The 19,769-nt window shown below is 59.4% G+C and carries 10 protein-coding genes and 1 pseudogene; 3 read left to right on the top strand and 8 right to left on the bottom strand.

The window, feature by feature from the left end; all coding sequences use genetic code 11:
• Positions 1 to 16: 16 nt before the first annotated feature.
• The 6 genes from FGA82_RS22130 to FGA82_RS22110 form a co-directional block, all read right to left on the bottom strand.
• Positions 17 to 2,002: a MacB family efflux pump subunit gene (locus tag FGA82_RS22130; protein ID WP_212760552.1), complete on the bottom strand. Its 1,986-nt coding sequence runs from the start codon at positions 2,000 to 2,002 to the stop codon at positions 17 to 19.
• A gap of 38 nt (positions 2,003 to 2,040) precedes the next feature.
• On the bottom strand, positions 2,041 to 3,174 hold the full coding sequence (locus FGA82_RS22125) for an efflux RND transporter periplasmic adaptor subunit (RefSeq protein ID WP_171057340.1): 1,134 nt from the start codon (positions 3,172 to 3,174) through the stop codon (positions 2,041 to 2,043).
• A gap of 17 nt (positions 3,175 to 3,191) precedes the next feature.
• Positions 3,192 to 5,321, bottom strand: a complete 2,130-nt coding sequence (locus tag FGA82_RS22120) for a peptidase domain-containing ABC transporter (RefSeq protein WP_141128757.1) — start codon at positions 5,319 to 5,321, stop codon at positions 3,192 to 3,194.
• A gap of 3 nt (positions 5,322 to 5,324) precedes the next feature.
• Complete coding sequence (locus FGA82_RS22115) at positions 5,325 to 6,254, bottom strand: hypothetical protein (RefSeq protein WP_141128756.1); 930 nt, start codon at positions 6,252 to 6,254, stop codon at positions 5,325 to 5,327.
• A 516-nt stretch (positions 6,255 to 6,770) separates the two neighbouring features.
• A complete protein-coding gene (locus FGA82_RS32700) occupies positions 6,771 to 6,893 on the bottom strand; it encodes a hypothetical protein (RefSeq protein WP_283242339.1) in 123 nt (40 codons plus the stop codon).
• A gap of 850 nt (positions 6,894 to 7,743) precedes the next feature.
• The gene (locus FGA82_RS22110; protein ID WP_141128755.1) at positions 7,744 to 7,929 is read right to left on the bottom strand and encodes a hypothetical protein; all 186 of its coding nucleotides are present in this window, start codon (positions 7,927 to 7,929) and stop codon (positions 7,744 to 7,746) included.
• 1,515 nt (positions 7,930 to 9,444) lie between these two features.
• On the opposite strand from FGA82_RS22110, the gene FGA82_RS22105 reads away from it, so the two are divergent.
• Positions 9,445 to 11,649 carry a hypothetical protein gene (locus FGA82_RS22105; RefSeq protein ID WP_141128754.1) on the top strand — a complete coding sequence of 735 codons (2,205 nt, stop codon included), beginning with the start codon at positions 9,445 to 9,447 and terminating at the stop codon, positions 11,647 to 11,649.
• Positions 11,650 to 11,856: 207 nt separating this feature from the next.
• Here the strand turns inward: FGA82_RS22105 and FGA82_RS32960 are convergent.
• Both FGA82_RS32960 and FGA82_RS32695 read right to left on the bottom strand, forming a co-directional pair.
• Positions 11,857 to 12,771, bottom strand: a pseudogene (locus FGA82_RS32960) (zinc-dependent alcohol dehydrogenase family protein); the annotation flags it as partial.
• Between the two features lie 316 nt (positions 12,772 to 13,087).
• Positions 13,088 to 15,979 carry an autotransporter outer membrane beta-barrel domain-containing protein gene (locus FGA82_RS32695; RefSeq protein WP_141128753.1) on the bottom strand — a complete coding sequence of 964 codons (2,892 nt, stop codon included), beginning with the start codon at positions 15,977 to 15,979 and terminating at the stop codon, positions 13,088 to 13,090.
• Between the two features lie 1,346 nt (positions 15,980 to 17,325).
• On the opposite strand from FGA82_RS32695, the gene FGA82_RS22090 reads away from it, so the two are divergent.
• Together FGA82_RS22090 and FGA82_RS22085 are read left to right on the top strand one after the other, a co-directional pair.
• Entirely contained in the window at positions 17,326 to 18,570 is a 1,245-nt protein-coding gene (locus tag FGA82_RS22090) for an NAD(P)/FAD-dependent oxidoreductase (protein ID WP_141128752.1), read from the top strand.
• A gap of 593 nt (positions 18,571 to 19,163) precedes the next feature.
• Positions 19,164 to 19,460, top strand: coding sequence for a hypothetical protein (locus FGA82_RS22085; protein WP_141128751.1), 297 nt, complete (start codon positions 19,164 to 19,166; stop codon positions 19,458 to 19,460).
• The last annotated feature ends 309 nt before the right edge of the window (positions 19,461 to 19,769 follow it).

The raw sequence follows: 19,769 nt of genomic DNA, 5'->3' as shown, positions 1-19,769 counted from the left end.
TGGCACGTTCAACGCCCTACGCCCGCGCCAGTGCGTCGACAGGATCCAGGCGGGCAGCGTTGCGCGCAGGCAGGTAACCAAACACCATGCCAATGACCGCCGAACTCAGAAACGCCACGCTGACCGAGGACCAGGAGAAGGAGAGCGGAATCTGCGACTGCAATTGCCCCGCCACCTCTCCGACCAGGAAGGACACCAGCAACCCCAGCAGGCCGCCGACCACGCACAGCAGGCAGGACTCGCTGAGAAACTGCTGCATGATGTCCCGACGCCGGGCCCCGAAAGCCATGCGCACGCCCACTTCATAGGTTCGCTCAGCGACCGAATACAGCATCATGTTCATCAGCCCGATACCGCCGACCAACAGCGAGATGGCGGCCACGGACACGATCAGCAGGTTCAAGGTTCGGGTGGCCTTGGTCACCGACTGCAGCACGGCGTCATACGAGTTGATGAAAAAATCCTTGCTACCGTGTTTGAGCTCCAGCAGACGGGTGATATTGGCCTCGGCCAGTTCGTTGGAGACCCGGCTGGCCACACGCAACGCGATGCTGTCCAAGGGTTGCTGGCCCGAAATACGCGCCATCAACGTGGTGTAGGGAATAAAGATCTGCAGCACCGGCGGCCCGGCGAAGGCAGATGGCGTACTCTTGATGACCGCCACGATCGTGGTGGGCATCGGTCCGACCAGGATCACCTGGCCGATCGGATCCTCCCAACTGGGAAAGAGCTTCTTTTGCATGTTGTCGTCAATCACGGCGATCTGGCTTTGCCGTTGCACGTCGGCTTTAGAGAAAAACACGCCCTCGGTTAACGACAGGCCTCTGACCCGAATCAGCTCGTCGCTGACCCCTAACACCTGCGCCGCCAGACTGGCGCTTGGGGACGTCACGGTGACGGACGTTGCGATGACAGGCGAAATACTGTCCACGTAGGGCAGTGATCGCAGGTAGTCGACATCCGACTCACGCAGGGTCTTGCTGCTGACGCTGTACAGATCCCCCCAGTCCTTGCCCGAATAGATGTCGATGGTGTCGGCGCCCATCGAACTGATCTCCTGAATGACCCGATCACGGGCGCCCTCGCCCAGGGCAATCACCGAGGAGACGGCGGCAATGCCAATGACAATGCCCAGGATGGTCAATCCCGCCTGCAGCGGCTTTTTTACCAGCCACGAGGAGGCCATGCGCAATGACCCCAGCCAGCCCGTCATCGCGCTGACCGCGGCGCGGCGCGTGGCCGAAGGGGCCGCCAGTGGGCGTGGCATGGCCTCAGTGGCGTCAGAGGGATTGATCTGATCGGCCACGATGCTGCCGTCCTGCAGGTGAATCACCCGTCGGGCGTAGGCGGCGATGTCCGGGTTGTGCGTCACCAGGATGACGGTGTGCCCTTGAGCATTGAGTTCACGCAAAATGGCCATGACCTCTTCGCCGCTTTGGGTATCCAGTGCGCCCGTTGGCTCATCGGCCAGAATGATTTCGCCGCCATTCATCAATGCGCGCGCAATACTGACGCGCTGTTGCTGCCCGCCGGACAATTGGCCGGGATGGTAATGCACCCGCTCGGCTAACCCGAGGTTGCGCAAAAGGTCCTGTGCACGGGCCCGCAGGCTCTTTTTAAGCCCGGCGGCATACAGCGCCGGGGCCAGCACGTTTTCCTCAGCGTTCAGATGGCCGAGCAGGTGGTAGCGCTGAAAGACAAAACCGAAGGTGCTGCGGCGCAAGTCGGCCAGCTCGTTGCTGCTCAGGTGGCTGACATTGCGCCCGCGCAGACAATACTGCCCCTCTGAGGGCGGCACCAGACAGCCAAGGATGTTGAGCAGGGTCGATTTGCCCGACCCCGAGGTCCCGACAATCGCGACCATCTCACCGGCATGAATCTCCAGGTCAATGCGGCGCAAGGCATCGGCGCGCGACTGGCCGCTGAAATAGCAGCGGCTGACATTGATCAACTTGAGCAGCGGTTCACCGTCCGGCGCGCGGTTCGTCGGTGAACGCTCCACGCGCGCGGCCTCCCCTCCCGCCGGCGGCTGATGAGGACTCATTCGAGAATGACCCGATCATCCAGCTCAAGCCCGGAGAGGACCTGCGCCTGGGTTGTGCTGCGCAGACCGAGGGTGACGACCGTCGGCACGACTTCCCCGGTCGCGGATAGGCGGCGCACTTCAAACTGATGGCTCTCGGACTGTTTTTGTCCAAGCGCCGCAATCGGGATGACGAGGGTTTGCAGGGCACGCGCCTGGATGATTTTGATATTGGCGGTCATCAGGGGCTTGAGCACCCGTTCGGGGTTGTCAATTTCAAAAATGGCGTTGTAGTAGACCGGCGCCGTGGAGGCCACACTGGATCCTGGCGGCACGTTGCTTTCCGTCACCGCGGATTCGGGCAGCAGCTCGACCGCGCCAATGGTCGACTTGAACACCCGATCCGGCGCGCCGGTGACGCTGAACTCCACCGCCTGGCCGACGCTCACGCGCACGATATCGGCTTCCGACACCCGCGCCTTGACGGTCATGCGGTCCATGTTGCCCATGATCAAGATGGTCGGTGAGGCCTGCGCCGACACAATGGTCTGCCCCTCCTTGGTCACAATGGCCATGATTTCGCCGTCGGCCGGGGCCTTGATCTGGGTGTAGCCCAGGTTGGTCACGGCGCTGTCCATCTCCAGCTGCGCCAACAGTATCTGGCTCTCCAGCGCCGAAACTTCCGCCCGGGCGGCCTCCAGATCCACTTCGGCTTGTTCAACGTCGCTTTGGGCGCTGGCGTTGGCCGCGTACAGCGCTTGCTGACGCGCAAAGACCTGTTCGGCGCGTTTGAGCAGGGTGGTCTTGGCCTTTTGTTGCGCCAGCAGCAGCCCGCGATTGGCCCGCGCCTTGCTCAAGGCGTTCTCTTGCAGCTGCGGATCGATCTCGGCCAACAACTGGCCCTTTTTAACCCGCTCCCCCAGGCGCACATGGATCGCTTTGACCTGACCATTGACCTGGGCACCGATGTTGAGCAGATGGGTCGCTTCGATCGGGCCGGTGGCCAGCACCACACTTTCAAGGTCCATTCGCCGGACGGCGGCGGTAATGTGCTGGACATCGGGTGTACGGCCAAACAGCACGTAGAGCAGTGCGAACAGGGCCAGTACGGCCGCGATCGAACAGACGAGCCATTTGAAGCGCAAGAGCATGAGCCCACCCCGAATGGTCATTGAGTCGACGCCGCTGGGCCGAGACGGGAGGAAGCGTCGCCCAAACAGGAGCCGGGGGGCTGGATCTGGCCATCGGACAGGCTGATGACCTGATCAAAATAGTTGAGCAGGCTGTGATCATGCAACGCCATGATCACCGTCTTGGGACTGGCCAAGATGATCTTGAGCGTGTGCTGGGCGCACGCGTGATCCAGATTCGCCGTCGGCTCATCGAGCACCATGATCGGTCGGGTGTTGGCCAGCGCCCTGGCCACCAGCAAGCGCTGACGTTGTCCCGACGACATCAGCGGATTGGCTTCGCAGATGAGCGTGTTCCAGCCATGGGGCAAGCCCTGGATGCAGTCGGTCAGGTTCAGTTGCTCAGCCAGGTGCTCCAGGCGCACCTGCGGGTCGGCCGTGCCAAACAGCGAGAGGTTGTCCCTGACCGACGCCTTGAACAGGATGGCATTGGCCGGCTGATAAAAGGCCAGCGAGCCCAGATTACGGGCGCCCGCCGCCTGGCCGTCGATCGACACCCCCCCGCTCTTGGCCGCATACACCCCGGCCAGCAATTTGATCAGCGTGCTTTTGCCACTGCCAGATCCACCGATAACCGCCACCTTCTCCCCGGGCCTGATGGCCAGCGAGATGTTGTTGACGACCACCTCGGACCCCGCGTACGCAAACTCGACCTGGCTTAATTTAAGCTGGTGCTCAAATCGTACCGGTTCGGTGACCGGCGCAGCGTGTTGGGCCGTCTCTTGAACAATGTCCAGTGCCCGCTCACTGGTAATATCGTTAGCCCGGATCGCCATCAACGCCATGTAGAACTCGGTAGAAGCGCTCAGGGCCACTTGTTTGACAAAGAAAAACGCAAAAAACGTTCCCAGGCTCAACCGGTCGATGGAGAACAGGTACATGGCAATGGCCAGCGCCAGAATGGTTTCCACTCCGCCAATGAACTTGTACCAAACCCGCTGGCGTACCTCCATGAGGCTGAGATCGCACGAAACTGCGAGGAAGCTGGCGTGCTTTTGCGAAAAGTGGGTGAGGCGCTGAACAAACAGGTTGGCCGAGCGGATCACTTCGATGCCCTGGATGGTTTCAAACACCAACGCGTTACGGTCACTGGACAGCTCTTGCACCCGGTGCAGCAGCGCCGTACGAAGGCTGCTGTAGTAGGCGCTGATCAGGCCATAACCGCCAATGGTCGCCACGACCAGGGCGCCCAGCCAGGGGTGAATCCACAGCAGGGCCGCGGTGGCCGTCACGCACACGCTGGCCGACACATAGAGCCCTACCCGGACACCCGACAGATCCCGCACCGCCTGGGCAAAGGACAGCAACCGCTGCGAGATGTCCGCCATCGCGCGCTGTTCAAAAAAGGGGGCGGGATTGCGGGTCATCCTGGCAAACAGTTGCGGGATCCATTGCATGGACAAACCGTTGCCGATCCGCAGTTGCACCTTGGCCAGGTACAACTCGGTCACGCAGGCCATCAGGGTCAGGGCACCCGCTGCGCCCAGTAAAGACAGCATCTCCCCGGGCGGCAAATTCGCCCCACCATCGATAAATCTGGATAACAGCGCCGGCAACAAAAAGCCGGTGGCGCCAATCAGCGAGTTGACGATCAGCATCAGGGGCAAGCGCGGTATTGTCATCGCCCGCAGCGACAGCCACGACGGCTTGGCCTGCGGTGGCATGCCGCGATCGTTCCCCTGCACGGGCATGTCCTGATCGGGCTCCAACAAAATCGCAAATCCGCTCAAATGCGCGCTCAGCGATTTTTCGCTAAAGACGCCACTGCCGGTGGCCGGGTTCAACAGCCGGACATGACGCTGGTAGGCGTCGGCCGCCACCACGAAATGATTGCCGCCGTAATGCAGGATCGCCGGCATCGGCAAATCCGCGACCGACGCTTGCTCGAACTGCACGGGGTAGGCTTTGATGCCGTACGCCTGGAGCATCTCCACCAACTTGGCCAGGGAAGCTCCCGCCGTCGAGACCGCGAAGCGCTCGCGCAACTCGGCCAGTTCGATGTGTTTGCCCACCGACTGGGCGAGCATGGCAACGCAGGCCAGACCACAGTCGGCCACCTCACCTTGGAAGACCATGTGCGGTGAGTGCAAAGAGGACGGTTTGGGCATGGCTTAAGGTTCTGAGGGGTTAAAATAGAACAGCGAGGGCGAGTGCCATAACAACCACTGCTCGGCGTGTTGGCGTATCGCCGCTTCGATCACCCGCGGGCCCTGCTCGGGGAGCTGCTCGGCGGGCACCGATGCCAGAATGTCGATGTCCAGCTGACCGCCCTGCTCAATCAGGCAAAAAAACAAGGCGGTCGCCCCCGCCAGGCGTGCAATGTCATTCAGCCCGCTGTGCAGCTTGGCAGGACGTCCAAAGAGCGAGCAGTCAAAGGTGCGCATGGACTTGCGGTTCAGCCGGTAGGTGATTTCCGGCAGGATGTCTGGAAATACCACAAAATGGGTACGGTCTTGTTTGATGGCCTGAATCGCCGCCTTGAACTCACCGGAGTTGAGAGTCAGTGGATCCAGTTGGGTGAGATTAAGGTTCAGCCCCTTCAGGCTGTCGGCTTCAAAGGGGCCCAACGCGACGCCCTGGCCATGCGAAGAAATGACGGTGGCATGGCTGCATCCCAGATTCATCGAGGCCACCACCAGAACCGGAATGACGTCTGACACGATATGCAGGGGGGCAAATATGATGGGCCGACCACCGAGTCGAATCTGTGCCGCCGCGCGCTCTAGTTTTTGCGCACAGGCCCTGAGTTCGCGTACGTGTTTGGCGCGGTGAAGGTAGATGGATTTTTCCAGATAGTCTTTCTGGCGCCACAGGCTTTTGGGTGAGTAGCGAGCCGCGGTCGGCACCAGTTGCTGAACATTGGCGACGGCATACCGGTCAGTGCGCGTTTCGCACACGCGATCCAGCCACGCAGGCATCCCATAAACCAAACCACCACACACCCGCTGAAACGCGTGAATACAGCCATTGCGTGCCCTTTGCAACGCGCGTCTCGCGGCCTGCCGGGTGCTCGAAAGATGGGCCCGATAAATCAGCTCCATTCGCAGGCAGCCACTTCTGAGGGCGTTATCGCTCAAGAGCGTGATGGGTTTTGATCGATCGAAGAATGGGCGCATAAAGTTGTAAAGATCGTCACGTTAATAAAAACACACATGGGTTCATAAAAAATGAGCGCAACGAACAGTGTATTGATTGAGAGAGAATCGCTCGTCACCTGCCGTACCCGCGGATCAACTTACGAAGGGGCGCCCGACTCTATTTACTGCACCTGACAGCGCACGGGATCATTTAGGCTTTTCGCTGCCCTAGCGTGCCACGCAATATATGGCCGGTATAATCAAGCGGGGTTGCCTTAATGGGGATGGTGTGGCCTACAATTTGTTGACCTTCTGGGCAGCGAAGGCCCGTATCGAATAACAACAACGTTCAGCATCAGTAATGCACAGCAAGCTTTAAGGTGACAAAGGCCTTTCGATTATTGCGCGGGCATGTCGCTACCCACCGCAGCAACGACGGCTCGCTATTAATGCAAACACCGTCGGCAGCGGGCCAGGTCGCTATTTGGTTTTTTTAACTTTTGACTTGGGGCAGGGAAGCAACTGATTTTGCGGGTAATAACAAAGTTGTTCCGCGCCACCCACGACGTGCTGAGCTTTCTGTGCATCAATTTTCTTGAACATATTTTTTCTCCCGGTTCATCATCAAAGTTATTAACACTCACGCCGCTGACACTCCACTCTTGGCGAGGGAAGTGATCGCTGTATGGCGAGCCACAACATTGTCGCTTCGTAATCGAAGCCGCTTCTGAAGGATTCGAAACCGTCAAAACACATTATCTATTCGAAGCGAGCACTACTGATGAGGCGTGCGCTAACCCTAGGGACAGCGGCGGCTCACTATTAATACAGCCTTATGGCAAACTACCTACAAGTTCTGTCAAATGGATTGGCCGCTTTCTGAGTCTGGTGCAGATGCAGTGTGGAGCATGCATGGCGCCTATCCACGCGCACCAGGCACATCGGTCATGTGGGTCAACCGGCTCAACGTCGCCACTGGCGTTAATGCAGCCGACAATACAGACTATTTTGCTCGTTTTTTCACTGGCAAAGCACAGCTCTGCTTGTGGCCGCGTACATCAACGCAATGACCGCCCGAGTTGATCCTGCCGCCGACGACTTGTTTAGCTTTCTGTGTATCAATTTTGTTAAACATGTTTTTCCTCAAGGATTCAATCAATCAATCAATCAATCGCTCGCTCATGACTCATTTTTTTGACGAATCGCTCGGTGAGCAGAGCGGCCGCTGCGCAGACTCATCAACAATTATTCCAATGGTCAATGACCGCCGCGCACGTTTCACCGCGAGCCACTACTGGCCATTTAGACAATCGCAACTTGACGCTCCCATCCATGAACGAGGTAATTTTTAATGTTACACAGTCATGCCCACGCCATCAGGCGTGCCAGGCAACAACCATCACCTAGCTCAGATTAAAGGGGCGTACCTTAATACAGTCCCGACACCGCGGCGTTATTTACGCTGACCACTCCCCTTGCCCCGACCCACTTCCCAAGCGCCGGTACGGCTGTTGGTGCAGCCCGCCGAGTTGGGTTTGGTGTCCCAGTACTCCGTGCCCTGCGCAGTGTAGCATTTGTAAATATAAGGATTGCCACCGACAACTTGTTCGGCTTTGTGCATCGCGATTTTACTGAACATGATCGACTCCTGAATAACACATCAATTTTTACATCTTTTACAGCCACTCTCGATTCTGAAATGAATCGCTGCTCGCAAGTTAGAGCGCCTGCGGTAGGTGAGGGAAGATTAAATAAGGTACGTTTTCGTGATTCGATTGAAGATCCCCTCACGACTCATACGCGACAAACATCACTTGGCGTGAAAGACATGTTGCACACCCGATGGTAGTAACACGCTATCCAGCGCTCAGCGGACTCTCTATTGATGCAACCTGCATACTGGTTTCCCCACAAGGGGTCTTAACCTAAACGCAGCCACACTTTCAAATCAGGTTTTCCTGCAACGGGTATGTAGGGTGATGGTTGGGACACTGCGTGAACTCAAGGCTACGAGTGTGCACTCGGCGAACCCACAACCTTGCGAGAAGCCTGAACCGTTGCAGCATTCTGCCCCAGAAAAATGCATTTAACTATGCAGGGTCTGAATTTGGACTGCTGACAAAGCATTGCCGGTCGGTGCCTACCAGGCTCTACTGCTGAACTCTACGATGGAGGCTATCGCGGGATCCGAGCTTCCATTTGCGTCTTTTGAAGCGTCCGGCCCATTTTGGGAAGGGCCAGCCAACGTAGCGCCTATCCACCTCAGCGCCACACAGAGCCTTGTAAAGACAAGCACACGATTGAGCAGGCCAAGCGCTCTTATCGTGACCGCGTCTGGGGCTCGCTCTGCAATCAACACAGACTGATAGCGGGGATACTGATTGTAGGGCGCGCGCGCTCAGTCCACCCCGGCAGCTGGATCCCTGAAAGCAGGTTCAATGGCCGCAGCCTGGAACGAGACTCTTGGAGCGAACTCTGCCGATGTCCTGCTTACGCAACTAAATACGGCCAGCAGGCGAACGGGGGGCCATGTTCCGCGCCGCCATTAGGCGCCCTTATCCCGGATCTTTCCGTTAGTCACGTGGCCACTGCATAACGCGGGCGGAAGTCGTCGCAGAACCGGCGTCCACTGGTGCGCGTCGCCAGAGCGCAACCTCAATGCTCGAGCCCGGCAATGTAGCGCCCTCAAGAACTTTCCCAGTCCTGTCATGTCGCGCCCGCGCTCATTTCAAGCACTCATTATGAACACGAATCTCAAGCCCCCAACCCTGTCGACACCCTAAAATATGATTTCAGACTTAGGGTTTGCGCTCGTATGTTCTTACTTTATAAGCGTTCAATAGGAAGCGTTTTTTAAACTGGCAAAGCCCTCTATCGTTTTATAGGCGTCACGACAATTGAAACTACCCATTCTGAGCGGCATTCATTTAATTGAAAATCCCCAGCCACCCCCGTTCGGTCGAGTAAAACCATAAACACGGCTCACGCGCCTGTTGGATGAACGATCGTCATGTAGCCTACCCAAAATGACGACGCTCAGTGCTCAGGCCCTGCATGTCATCAAGTCGCTCGAACATTCATCACCTATCAGGCGTTCACTTCAGCGCGCGCAAACGCCCCCCGTCGTACTTTTCTGAGGAACAGGAATAACAGCATGGCACTTGGTATAACCGCAACCGTTACTGTCGCTGACAGGTTGATCGCGGATTTTGGGGGCACTGTGGTCGACGGCGGTGAAATCGCAGCCAGCGCGGGGAAAATTGCGTTCGCTGTCGCGAAGCCCAAAGGAATGGAGCTGACTTACGTCACAACGGACGCCCCCTCCGCCATTCACTACAATAACGTGACGTATGTCTTCAGCCTCAGCAGTGGCTCACTCCAGTACTCTACCTGGAATGAAACCAGCTGGTCGGCCAGTACTGGGGTGGGGGTGGGCGGCCTCATCCTCACACCCTTATCAGAACCCACCGCCTTCACGCCGGCGGTTGGACCTGGTGCGGTGGTGTTCAACGGCCTGTTATATGTTTTCTATCAGGGCACGCCGTCAGGGAGCAAGACGCCGGGACTCTATTACAGCGCGTTCAATGGCACTGCCTGGTGTGAGGCGGCACGCGTGAAAACCGTGGGCATTTCCTGTTCGCCATGCGCCGTCGTGTTCAACGACCGGCTTTACGTCCTCCATCAGGGCGTAGGGTACAAAGGGCAACTGTGGTACAGCACCTTCGACGGCCACCGCTGGGCAGCCGCTAAGCAGCTACCCCACGCCTCAATGTCGGGGTCGCCCGCCGCCGCGGTGTATGTCAACAAACTGTTTGTGCTGTACCAGGACGGCGGCCACAACGGGCAGTTGCTGTACAACACGCTGGGGGAAAACTGGAGCAGCCCCCTTAACACGAACAGCCGTGCCGGCATCCGCGCCGAACCCTGCGCCATCGTCAGCGACGGTGAACTGCTGGTGTTTCATCAAGGCGCTGGGCATTCGCTGAACCTCCATGTAAACACCTTCAACGCCAGCAGTTGGAGCGGCGACGCCCAGTTGGCCGCGATACAACGTACAGACGCTCCGCCCCCCACCAGCGTCAACAACGCGCTGGATGGCTTCGGGCAAGGGGCATTCAACGAAGAGCGCCCCTGCAGCCCGAGCACCGTCGAGTTCAACCATCAGCTCTACGACATGTACCATGGACCCAGCGCAGATGAAGTGCTTGACCAAAGCGAAGACAGCGTTCAATCGAGCGGGGCCTCGCCTGGCGCTGCCCCTGCGCTCCATCTGTGCAGGTCACCGTCTGTCGTTGCTGTGTCCCCCACCCTGCTCTACGCCTTCTTTCAGCAAGACGCAAAGCTTTGTTATGCCACCTGCGACACGACCTGGGATCGCTGGACGTCGCCTTACCTGGTCGCCTGGCCGTCAGCGACCACCCAGTCCAACACCATCGACCTGCTGTACACCCCCTCGGCGGTCTTGTTCACACCCGCCGGGGCGTCGGCGGCCCAGATCTACCTCTTTTATCACGCCATCGATGACACGCTCTGCGCACAGCTGTGGTACGTCATCTTCGATCCGGCCACGGCCAGTTGCTCACCGCCCGTCCAGGTGGCCAACGCCTGCCTGGCGTACTCCCCTGCGGCGGTGGTCTTCAATAACGAGCTCTACGTTTTTTACCAAGGCGCAGCGGGTAGTAAAGGCAACAGCGCCCTGCTCTACGACTGCCTGTCGCCGGCTGGGACCTGGTCTGGCAGCAGGCACGTCCCAGGTGTGGGGATGTCCTTCGCCCCGGCCCCTGTGATCTACAACGACCATTTCTATGTTTTTTTTCAGGGTGAATCCGCCAACCAACCCGATGGGAATCTCTACTACGCCTGCCTGTCGAGCGACGGCACCTGGTCTGGCGCCTCCCAGCTCAGAGGGATTAACCTTTCGTACTCGCCTGCCGTGATCGTTTATAACGAACAGGTCGATGTCTTCTTCCAGGGTCTGGCCAGTGGCAAGCCGGATGGCACTGTCTATTGTGCGTGGCTGACGAGTTCGGGAACCACCTCGTTCCTGGATGATCCGGCGGTCTTTAACCTACCGGTGACACCCTTGTCTCTTGCCTCCTGGGATACGCAGGTCCCAGGGATGCCTATCACCTACTCTCCCGCGGCTGCGGTGTGCCAGGAGGGTATGAACAACGAAAAACTTTATGTCCTGCATCAAGGGGGCAACGGTAATGGGCAGCTCTGGTTCGGCGTATTTGACGGCACCACCTGGAGCGGTGACCTTCAGGTGACCCCGCAGGTCCTGCCCGCAACGCCGCGTGCGGTGGACGTTGGCAACATGATCCACAGCTTTTACAAACAAACGGGTCAGCTGTGGTGAACGGCAACGCGGGTGGGGCGCAGGTCGGGTCACCGTGGATGTCGAATTGACGCCAGTCGCCTAGGGCCAGCGTTAAAAGGGCAGGCGTCTCACTGGTTTTTTGGGGAGCATCTTTTCAACCCCATCGCCCCTGCCGCTCACCGGCTTGGTGCGGCCTGGAGCCATACCCTTCCCCTGCCCGCGCCGATACACGCGTATTAGGACATTCACTACCTTGCCGATCTGCTGATGGGCTTTCCAGAAAGCGAAGAGCCTCCTGAATCTGCTCCAGAGCAAACGTCTTGGCAATCACGGGGCGCAGCGCTCCCGTTTTCAATCCCTCCAGAATAAAAGCCTTGGCCCGGGCGAGGATCTGCTGGTCCGAGACGATTTCCGCGTAGAGGTAGCCTTTGAGCGTCAGGCTTTTCCCCAATACGGTAAACAACGGGAAGGGGGTTGGCTCAGAGCTGAGCGCACCGTATTCCAGCAAAATGCCGCCTCGGGCGGTGATGGCCATGAGACGTTCGGCGATGTCTTCATCATCGCTGACGATCACATCGGCAGCGCCGGCCTCAAGGAGTGCCTGGTTCTTTGCGTGGGTTCGGGTGATGGTGATCGCGTCGCTCCCACCCTCCGTTGCCATCTGTAAGGTCGTCGGGCCGCCGGGCCGACACTGCTCGATGCCGCTGTCACCACGACAACATCGCCCGGGTTCAGTTTCGCCTGCTCAATCAGGGCGCCCCACGCAGTGATGTACTGCATCCAGGAAGCGGCGGCTTCCAAAAGACAGGTTTTTCGGCGTTTGAACCACCACGTGAGCAGGCACCTTCGCCAGTTCCCCATAGGTGCCCCAGCGCGCGATATTCAAAGGAGGGATTCAGGCCAACTGCATCACCCCACCTTGACGGCGGACACCGCGCTCCCGACGGCCACGATGACACCTGCGGCCTCATAATCCAGACGACTGGGAAACTGCGCTTGCTGCAAGTAGGCATGATTGCGGAACATGACTTCAGCACGATTGAGGCCAATGGCTTTGCCTTCAATTTTTACCTCGTCTGCCGCAGGGGGCACAGACCTTTAATTCTTCCAGCGTCAGGACGCTGGCATCACCCTATTATGAATCCGGACAATACGTGCCATGGTTAAAGCCTTGTTCAAGTGAGGCCGATGCAGGGCAAGTGGCCACATTCAGTAGATCCCGATCTGCTTCAGAGAGAACTTGCAACATCCGGGCGGTTCAGTGCTTGGCCTTGACGTTTAGGTCGATCTGTTTAAAGACGCAACGACGCCAAAACAGGGGGCGTTCATCAGTGTGAACGTCTCGCTTACAGCGAACTGGGGCTCGGCCCCGAGTCATACGTCGAAGGCATATGACTCGGGGTCATTCAGTCCCGGTTTGACCAGCGGTATTCGATGACCCGTACAGCGGTCTCGATCAGCATTCTGGCGTCAGCGCTTACCACTTGACCCGCACCCCCATCGAGCCCTGCACCGCGGTGCTGACGTCGCTGTCTCCGCCGGCAGCCCACTGCTTGCCCACTTCGGCGTACACATCGGTGCTGTCGTTGAGCTTGAGGGTCGCGCCACCGGCCAGTTCGCTGGAGAGATAACCGGTACTGCTGTCGATCGCCGTCGTCGCCTGGGCGCTCGCAAAACGTGTCCGGTCGGTGCCGTTGGCCGCGCGGTACAGGTTCACCCGGGTATAGGGCTGCAGCAGGCCGACGCCCGTGGCAAAGTCGCCCTCAAGGCGCGTGCCCAGACGGGCCAACCACTGCTGCTGGGTGTCCTGGCTGACCCGGGTGCTGCCCAGGTGTTCATCGTCGACGCTCAGGTGCTGATGCACCAGCTGCACCTGCGGCTCGATCCGCCACGGGCCACCCAGGGCAAAGGGCTTGCCCATTTCCACGGAGGCTAGCCAGCTGTCGGCCTTACCCGAGATCTTCTGATCATCGGAGTGCGCCTTGTACTGATGACGGCCGTTTTGCAGGACGCTGTCGACGTACAGGCCCGAGGCGTCCGTCCAAGTAGCATAACCACCCAGGTACTGGCTAGTCAGGTCGTTGTCGCCCACCGACAGGTGGTTAACGCCGCGGGCAAAACCCTTGACGTCCTGATGGCCCTTGAGCTGACCGGCAAACACCCCGGCTCGCCAGCTGTCGTCCGCGTACAGGTCGGTGCCTGTCTGAAAACCACTCAGGTGGCCGCTGCTGCTCTGGTTGACCGTGCCGTGCTGCGCGATGCTCAGGTCGGTGCCCAGCGCACGGCCCCAGGCATGACGCTGATCGGGCGCCTTGTCATCCGCCATGCTCGACGCACCCGAGTTCGGGTTGGCGCCAAAACGCTGGTGCAGGTTACCGAGCATGGCCAGGTCGCCCTGACGCAGTTGCTCAGGCAGCCCCGCCAGCAACGGCACTTCGGTGCGGTAGGTCGGTTTTCCGGGTTGACCCGGGATTCCCGTAGTCCCCGGCGCAGGCGTAGGCGCCAGGCTTGAGCGCAAGTACCAGTTTTCCCCGGCGCCCTTGGCGTCCGCCGCGTACAGACGGTACTCGTACGCACCGGCATCGACATGGCCACCGGCCAGGCTAAACGCATCCTTGCTGGTCTGCGCCGTGGTGGTGGCGCCACTCAGAGCACTGACCACGGTGATCCCGTCACCCGCGGTCAAGGCCCCGAGACCCTGCTGGTTGACGACCTGCAGCGCCGTTTGGCCGCTGGCCGTGGCACCGGGGCCGCTGAGCACCAGGCGGTCGCTCGCGCCGCTGCTGTCGCTCAATGCTGTGCCCAGGCGCAGTACACCGTTCTGCCCCACATAGGGACCGGTGACGGTCAGCGTGCTGCCCGGTGCACTGCCCACCAGCGACACTGTGCCGCTGTTGGTCAAACCGGCCACGCTCTGGTTGAAGCCGGCCGTGTCCAGCGTGGCGCCGCTGGCCACGGTGTGCGCCGAGGACGCACTCAAGGTGTTGAACGCATTGGCCTCCAGTGTGCCGGCGGCCACGTGCGTGGCGCCGCTGTAGGTGTTGGCACCGCTCAGGGCCAGAACACCGGCGCCCGTTTTACTCAGTGCGCCCGCGCCCGAGATCGCCCCGCTCATGGCGGTGGTGATGCTCGGGGCGGTGTTGACGGTCCCCCCGTTCGCCCCCAGGGTCACCGCACGGCCAACGGAGAGACTGGTGGTGCTTTGCAGTATGCCGCCGTTAAGCGTCAGGGCACCGCCGGGGGCGCCGAGGTTATTGTCCGACGAGATAGCCAGGGTGCCGCCGAGCACGGACCAAGGAGTGACCGCGGTGGTCGTGCCGGTCAAGGTGTAGGTATTGGTGCCGATCTTCTGGAAGTCGGTGAAATTGCGGTATTGCGCTGCGCTACCGATCTGCGAAGTGTCGAAACTGTCGTCGACCGTCCCGCCCAGGGCCAGGGTGTTGCTGGCGCCGGCAGCGCCCATGACGTTACCGACGATGGTCGAGCCCTTGCGCACCTCCAGAGTGTTGGCCGTGCCCGTGAATTCGATGGCGTTGGCGCGTACCGGCGTCGCATCACCGGAGAGGCCGCCGGTGATGGAGCCGCTGTTGATTACTTGGGTGGCGCCGGTGATGCCTGCGCCGCCGGTGCCAGGGCGGGCCGCCGCGGCAACCTTTGCTGTCCCGCCTTTGCCCCCCTCGATATGACCGTCATTGACTACAGTCAACCCAGCCCCCGACAAACCCGCACCGCCCCCCCCAGCGAAAGAGTCACCGTCCCCGCCATTACCTCCGCGTAATACGCCGCTATTGGTGTTGGTCACCGTATGGCCGGCCGAACTGACGGTCAGGCCATTGCCACCACCGCCACCGTTCCCAATACCTCCGCCTTTGCCTCCTGTCGCCACCAAGGTGTTGGTGGTATCGCTGTCCGTGACAAAGCCGTCACCGCCGCCGCCACCGCCACCCGCAAATCCAAAACTGCCCGCGTCGCCACCATTGCCGCCGGTCGGAGCCGTCGACGTACCACTGGCACCGCCACCGCCACCGCCACCGCCACCGCCAAAACTACCTTGACCACCTTGACCACCGTTTCCCCCAGGGGCTACGCCAGCGGCACCTCCGAAAGCATTTACACCCGTCCCCGCCTGACCCGCGACCCCCGTCGCTCCGCCATTGCCGCTGCCATTGAATCCAGCTCCACCGGGGGCTGCCCAAACGGACCCGCTGGCCGTAGCCAATGCCAGCAGGCAGATCATCGCCAGTCCTGATTTTTGTGGCAGTACAATACCCGTACCGGCTCCACTGCCCTGCGATTTACTGCCCAGTTCGGAGACCACCTGGCACAGCCCGGTGGAGGAGTTGAAGACAAGACGATAGATATGGTTCATAGGATTACTCGTGGTATTTCTTTTAAAATCCCAACACCCTTCCCATGACCCAAATCAAAAGCTGTCAATTTCATACATTGACAGTTCTCTTCACCCCAGAAAAAAAGCCGCGGTCATGATCGAACCGTCGCGCGCAACAGCGCGCCTATGGGAATGTTTGAAATGGCGCGCAAGGCTCAAGGGCGCGGATTGACAACCAAGGCAGTTCGAGCGACACCCCAGCCGGCGTGGCTGTACAGGGTGCATCTATGCCTCAGCCAGCAGGCAGGATCCACCCGCGCTCCGAGCTGTTGCCGGATCAATTGATGTTTTTAATCTGGCCAAAACTCGCCCCGAGTCCGTGCGGACTTCGCCCCATTTCTCCTTGACACTCTCGGATTGAATACACAGGGAAGCCTGGCCAAATGCGCGCCCTCTTCAGGTCGCTGCAGCAGGCAAAACGTCGTTACCCCCGGCATTTGAACGCCTTGCACCTGCCTGCCCAGCGCGAGCCAGGACGGGAACCGCGACGGTACCGGGATCCGTTTACCCAGCTCCATCACTCTGCCCTTGCCCCTCGCCCGGCTCTCGAGCTTTGATCCTGCCGGCCGTTCAGCGCGCCATTGATCGTGCAAGTGATGCCTGCTAACGCATTCGGCGCCAGCAAAGCCTGCCTTCAGAGGCCGCGCCCTTACCCCATCGTCAGGTGAGTATTCACGCTCATGCACCGATACCCCCAGGCCATTCAGACCTGCTGATCGTCGGGTGATAACGATCAGCGTTGTGTTGTCATGCGCCCCCCCCTGCAACGCATCCGCCGAGGCTGCCGTTTGCCTGCGACAGGGCCAACCGCCCGTGGACCGTGCGCCGGCAAGGGTGCACTTCACGATCATTTCGCCGGTGTGTGTTCAGCCTCTATAAGCCCCAACACGCCATCCCACCCGGGCGGGCGCGCAACCACATCCCCTCAAGCCCCCTCGGCGAAGATCGCGCTTGAGCGACGCTCCGCCATAGCCAGACGTTGAATCAGGTCCACCGCACCTTACTTAAGAAACCCCCTACATACGCGCCCGATCGCGTGGCATTTACTGAGCGCTGGCACACACAGTGAATCCACCACCTCATGCCATGTGCAATGGGCTGGTGGATTCGCCAGTGCTTCTTTTTTTCCATGACGTCACTTCACGCAGGCCTGTACTGGCGAAGCCTAGGCCGTTGAGCATTCGTGGAGGCCGCACCTGCCCAACTCCCATTAGCCACCTCGTGACTCTGTCACGTCCGTGCTCTGCGGCCTTTCGGCATGGAGACAAAAACGGGGTGAGTCTTTCGCGGCACATCCCCTTACCGACAACCACAAGGAACAACCTATGAGCGATCAACACCTGGGCCAGTCCTACCAAGGCGACATCGTGGTGATAGGCGGCGGTACTGCGGGTATTGCCTTCGTTGCCAGCCTGCTCAAGCGCGCCCCCGGCTTGAACATCACGGTGATTGAGCCCAACGCCTATCACTATTACCAGGCGGCCTGGACCCTGGTCGGCGGCGGTGTCTATGAGTTGGAAAACACCGTACGACCGATGTCCGAGGTGATGCCAAGCCAGGCTAAATGGCTGCAGGCCGCCGTCAACCACATCGATCCGCAGAACCGTCTGCTGATTCTGGATAACGGGCGCAGCGTGACCTACCAGAACCTGATCGTCTGCCCGGGTTTACGCCTGGCGTGGGAAAAAATCGAAGGCCTGCAAGCCACTCTGGGACAGCACGGCGTCACGTCCAACTACAGCTATCAGCATGCGGCTTACACGTGGCATCGGGTTCAGAACCTGCGCACCGGCAAGGCGATCTTCACCCAGCCCGGCATGCCGATCAAATGCGCCGGAGCCCCGCAAAAAGCGCTGTACCTGTCCTGTGATCACTGGCTGCGACAGGACGTACTGAAGAACCTCGATGTCGAATTCAACCTCGCCGGTGCCGTGCTGTTTGGTGTCCCGACCTTTGTGGCGCCGCTGATGAAGTACATCGAGAAATACCGCGCACGGCTGGCGTTCAACTCGCAGTTGGTGAAGGTCGATGGGCCGTCGCAAACGGCCTGGTTCGAGGTCAGGAACGCCGCAGGGGAAGTCACGCTGCACGCGAAAAAATTCGATTTTTTGCACGTGGTCCCACCGCAGGTCCCGCCGGACTTCATCCGTCACAGTGCGTTGGCCAACGCCGATGGCTGGTGCGAAGTGGACGCTCACAGCTTGCAGCATGTGCGTTATCCGGACGTGTTTGCCTTGGGCGATATCTGCTCCACCGGCAACGCCAAGACCGCGGCGGCAGTACGCAAGCAAGTGGTGGTGGTGGCTGAGAACCTGCTGGCGCTGCGCAAACAGCAGCCCTTTGTGCGCCAATACGATGGTTATGGCGCCTGTCCACTGACGGTGGAGCGAGGCAAGGTGATACTCGCCGAGTTCGGTTATGCCGGTAAATTGCTGCCGACATTTCCTCTGGAACCGACAGTCGCACGCCGGCTGGCCTGGTATCTGAAGGCGAACTTTCTACCGTGGTTCTACTGGAACGGGATGCTCAAAGGTCGTGAGTGGCTGACGCGAACCTCCAAGGTCGACTGACACCTCCCTGCGGGCCGGGGATGGGCCGTGACCAGCCAGCATGCGCTGGTCATGGTTTGGAACCATGCCAACACCGGCTCACTCCCCAGTCCGAACTCGGACTGCAGGTTGCATGCCACGAAAGCTTGGGTTCAAATAAACCAACGGGACAGGTTTTAATTCTAATAACACCAAAAGTCGTTCTGACTTTGTCCAGGCTATTGCCAGCCGCCTCGAAACTGACTGAACAATCGACTGTGCCCCACATGTTCGTGGAGCAGCTGTCTGTGCAGTGACTTTTAACCGGTCAATGAATGGCGGTTAGATGGCGCATTATTCAACGAGCGTCATCCCCTCCTGTTTCGCCGAAAACTTTATCTTACTTGCACACATCGACCTGGGCGTCTGGATGAACAGGCGTTTGTCTGTCGTTGGCAGTCGCTATGGCAGTGTCAATGAAGCGCGTGGGTATTCCCTTCGCCCGAGGCGACCGCTGCCCGTCCACTTATTATTAAATTTCACGAGGCATAAACAACGAGTCAATAGTGCGCACTTCAATCCGACCAGCCCTATTTATTAACGTTTTAATTCAAACCCAACACGGACGTCTTTCAATGCCTAACACTGCTCAAGGTCCCCTTGTCCAACGCATTACACGTTTACTGCAAGAAACCGGATTTACCAACAACTCGACCCTCGCCAATCTGTTGGCCAGTGCCAATAGATTGGTGTTGCAAAGGCCGCCGACTGAACGCGACGTTCTGGCTTTGCTCCAGTTTATCGACAGTCTTTCTTTTTTTATTGAAGAGCAGACCTTTGAATCTGCCCAGACTTATCGCCCTGTACTCAATGGGCTGTGGAGCATCGCGCACAGCCTGTCCGGTGCGCAGGCTCAAGCCCATGTCTGTTAATACAAGCGGACGTTATTGGCCCGATTGACTCCCCTGCCGGTCATAGAACCCACGGACGCCACCGCAACAGCGCCGCCGGCGGATCAGTTGTCCTGCTCCATTTTGAATCCCGCCGTGTTTATTGGTGAGTACATCAACGCCGGGATCCGTCGTCACGAACAGCAAACCGGTCGAGCAACCTATTTGTCACCCGACAGCAATGTCAGCGTGATTTACCACCCCAGCACCTACGACCCGACCCTGATCCCCCCGCATGTCCGTGCACCGAGCAGCTTAACGGTACGCGTACCACTTCGGGACGTCGTGACG

Source organism: Pseudomonas fluorescens (assembly GCF_005938625.1).
Lineage (GTDB): Bacteria > Pseudomonadota > Gammaproteobacteria > Pseudomonadales > Pseudomonadaceae > Aquipseudomonas > Aquipseudomonas fluorescens_BD.
Note: the sequence above shows the minus strand (reverse complement) of the source record. Positions and strands in the feature narration are given on the sequence as shown.